Source organism: Meiothermus sp., from assembly GCF_025056915.1.
Lineage (GTDB): Bacteria > Deinococcota > Deinococci > Deinococcales > Thermaceae > Meiothermus.
Genome location: NZ_JANWVH010000141.1, coordinates 1 through 3,183 on the forward strand (window position 1 = coordinate 1; position 3,183 = coordinate 3,183).

3 protein-coding genes are annotated in these 3,183 nt (G+C 71.6%); all 3 read right to left on the reverse strand.

The genetic code is table 11. The features are described 5' to 3' along the window. Positions 1 to 98 precede the first annotated feature (98 nt). A complete protein-coding gene (locus NZN28_RS14110; RefSeq protein ID WP_295399220.1) occupies positions 99 to 1,766 on the reverse strand; it encodes a hypothetical protein in 1,668 nt (555 codons plus the stop codon). Then, entirely contained in the window at positions 1,736 to 1,927 is a 192-nt protein-coding gene (locus NZN28_RS14115) for a hypothetical protein (protein ID WP_295399222.1), read from the reverse strand. The genes NZN28_RS14110 and NZN28_RS14115 overlap by 31 nt, the downstream gene beginning before the upstream one ends. A 24-nt stretch (positions 1,928 to 1,951) precedes the next feature. Beyond that, a partial coding sequence (locus NZN28_RS14120) for a tetratricopeptide repeat protein (protein WP_295399224.1) occupies positions 1,952 to 3,183 on the reverse strand: 1,232 nt, incomplete at its 5' end.

Genomic DNA, 3,183 nt, shown 5'->3' on the forward strand with positions numbered 1-3,183 from the left:
CCAGGTTCAGGTAAAGCTGCCGCGAGCGCAGGGTAAGCCCCGCGGGGTTGGTGGCCCGGAGGGTCAGGGCCCCGGTCGGGATGGGGCTGATGGGCACGTTAAGGCTGGCGCTCCCGCCGGGGCTGAGCGAGAGGGCCCGGCTGCCTTAGCCGAGGAACTTCTCGGGGGTGTTGGGGTTGCCCGGGGCGTAGCGCCACTGCAAGGCGTGTACGCGGCCCCGGAGCGGGCCGGTGCCCAGCCAGCGGGCGCTCAGGCTGTAGGCCGGGCCCTGGGCCGGGGCGAGCAGGGCCAGGTTCAGCAGGGGGTTCACAAACTGCGTGAGCCGGGCCTCCGGCGCGGCCAGCACCACCTGGGTCAGGGTGTTGGCGGGGTTGGGGTAGATCAGGCCCCCCCGAGGGGCTCAGGTTCCCGCTCAGGCTGGCGCTCTGCTCGCCGGGGGCTCCTATGCCGGAGAAGAGAAGCAGCACGGGGTCGGGCCGGGTGAGGCCCACAAAGGTATGCTCCTGGGTGGCCGCAGGCCGCACCCGGAGGCTGTAGGGCGGCCTGACCTCGGTAAAGCCAAAGCGCCCCTGGGCATCGGTGTTGGCACAGCGGCTCCCCAGGCAGACCTCCACGCCGCTCAGGGGCAGCCCGAAGAGGTTCCTGACCTGCCCCGTTAGGTTAATCTGGCTGCTGGCGCTCACGTTCAGGGTGAGGGCCCGCTCACGCGTCAGGGTATGGCCCCCAAAGCTGGCCTGGGCCCGCACCAGCAGGGTGTACTGCCCCGCCGCAAGGCTGGCCGCGGGGGTGAGGGTGCTCTGGTTCTCCAGGGGATTTGGGTTGAAGCCCCCGTTCACCGCCAGGCTGCTGGGGATGCGCACCAGGGAAAGGCTCACCGGGCCGCTGAAGCTGCCGGTGCGCTCCAGCGTGACCTGCCCGCTGGCGCTGGCCTCCACCTTGAGGCTGGGTACCAGCACAATCGGCACCGGCCCCACGAAGAAGGTGATGGGGGCAAAGTTGTAGCTGGCGAGCTCCTTGCCGGCGTTCACCTGCTTGCTCAGCTTGGCCGTAACCTTTACCTCGGCGGTGAACTTCATGCCCAAAGCGGCCTTGAGCCGCACCCCGGTGGGGATGATCCTGCCCTTAAGCCCCGCGCTCACCCCACTTTGCACATCGAAGAAGACCTTGCCCGCCACGCACACCTGGTCGCCGGTGGTGGAGGCGTTGCCGTCTTGGTCGTAGAGCACCTTGTCGAAGCTGAAGTCCAGGGTGCTCAAAGGCCGCACCCCGCTCTGGGCCGAGTAGACCTGAACCCCGCCCGCACCGCGCACGCTCTGGGCCAGGGCGCGAGCCGAGCGCAGGTCGGAGGGGGCCAGGGTCTTCTCCAGCTCAAACTCCCCCTGCTCGAAGACCGCCCCCAGGTTGGCCTCCTCGGTCTCTACGGTAAGGGTGTTCCCCGAGCGGCTGATGCTCTTGACCCGCTGCAAGAGGCCAAAAGGCGCCGCCGGGGTGGGCTCGCTCACCAGCACCTGCCCCACCGCGAGCTGCTGAAGCTGGGGGTTGTCGGCGCTAAAGGTGAGGGTAGCCCGGCAGAGCGGGCGGTTCGGGCTGGTGTAGTCGAGGCAGGCCGGGGCGTTGGTGAGGGTGAAGCTGGAAAGGGCCCCCCGGCTTTCCGCGCTCAGCACGCGGGCCTCGGGCCGCAGCTTGGGCTCTGGGCGCTGGGGCCCCGAACCCCCGCAGGCCGCCAGCCACAACGCTAGGGCTGCGATGCCGACTCGGTAGCACATGCTTCCTCCTTCTCGCGCTCTATGGCCGCCAACAGCTCTTCCAGCCGGGCAAAGCTCCGCTTCTCGCCGCCCCGCAGGGGTTCTAGGCTGTAGCGCCACACCCTCTCGCCGTCGCTCCAGATGCGGAGCACAAAGCTGGCCTCCCGGTGGCCCTCGCGCATGGCCCCAGGGTAGGTGGGGGGGCGTCAACTGGGCGTCAAACCGAGACCCTTGGGCAGCCCCTGGGTCTGCGTACGCCAGAGCGCGCAGGCCTCCTGCTCGGCCTGCGTGGCCTGGGCGGTCTGCCCCACAGCGCGGTGGGCCGCGGCCAGAAGCCGGTAGGCGGGCACGCTCAGGCAGAGGGGTTCGCGGGCCAAGGCGCTGGCCAGAGGTAGAGGTCCGGGGGTGGGGCAGCCCTTGTGGAGGGGCAGCCTCAGCTCGCCCATGCGGTAGGCCAGCTCGTGCAGGGGGGTCTGGGGCCGGGCCTGGGCCAGGAGGGCCTCCAGGGCCTCGGGCGCGGTGCACAGGGCCAAAAGGTCGAACTCGGCCCCCAGGGCCAGGTCGCCCAGCCGGGTCGCGCGCAGCGCCGGCAGCAGAGCCAGGATGGGGATGGGGTCTTCCGGGGCCTGCCAGAGAGCAAGCAGGGCCGGGTTGTAGCGGGCCGCCCAGAGGAGCCGCTCGTCCTGGGCGGCCTGGGAGAGCGAGAAGGCCTCCTCCAGCCGCCTGTGGGCCAGGGCGAAGGCCCCCAGGTAGCCCAGCAGCTCCACCTCGACCAGCAGGGCCTGGGCCTGCAGGCCGGGGCCTTGTCCGCGGGCCAGCTCGAGGGCCTCCTCCAGGGTGTTCCAGGCCGGGCCAAACTGGCCCTGCAGAAAGTAGAGGTAGCCCAGGTTGCGGTAGCTGGTGGCCTCGGTGCGGGGGTCGCCCAGGCTGCGGGCCAGCTCCAGGGCATCGCCGAAGCGCCGGGCAGCCTGGGCGTAGCGGCCTAGGCGCAAGGTGGTGGCGGCCAGGTTCTGCAGCAGGCTTCCTGCCAGGACGAGCTGGCCCTGGCCCCGGGCCAGGGTGAGGGCGGCCTCGAGGGCCTCCAGCGAAGCCTCGTACGCCCCCTGCAGCCCCCGCAACGCCCCCAGGTTGCTCAGGGCCCGCGGGCGGGTTTGGGGGTTCTGGGCCTCGGCTGCAGCCTCCAGGTGGGGCTGGGCCTCCTCGAGCGCCCCCATCAGCAAGCAGGCCGCCCCCAGCGAGAGTCGGGCCAGGGCCATCCCCTCGGCATCGCCCAGCCGCCGGGCCACCCCCAGGGCCTCCTGGGCTTCCAGCAGGGCTTCCTGCGGTCGGCCCTGGCGCAGCAACAGCCCCGCTTTGCGCTGGTGGTGCTCAAAGTAGGCCCGGTCGCTCGGGGTGCGCCGGGCCCGCTCGCCCCGCCGGGCCCCCAGGGCCTCCCACA

Excerpts from the sequence above, each read along its gene's own strand:
- NZN28_RS14110 (WP_295399220.1), bottom strand. The coding sequence starts at position 1,766 with ATGTGCTACCGAGTCGGCATCGCAGCCCTAGCGTTGTGGCTGGCGGCC.
- NZN28_RS14115 (WP_295399222.1), bottom strand. The coding sequence starts at position 1,927 with ATGCGCGAGGGCCACCGGGAGGCCAGCTTTGTGCTCCGCATCTGGAGC.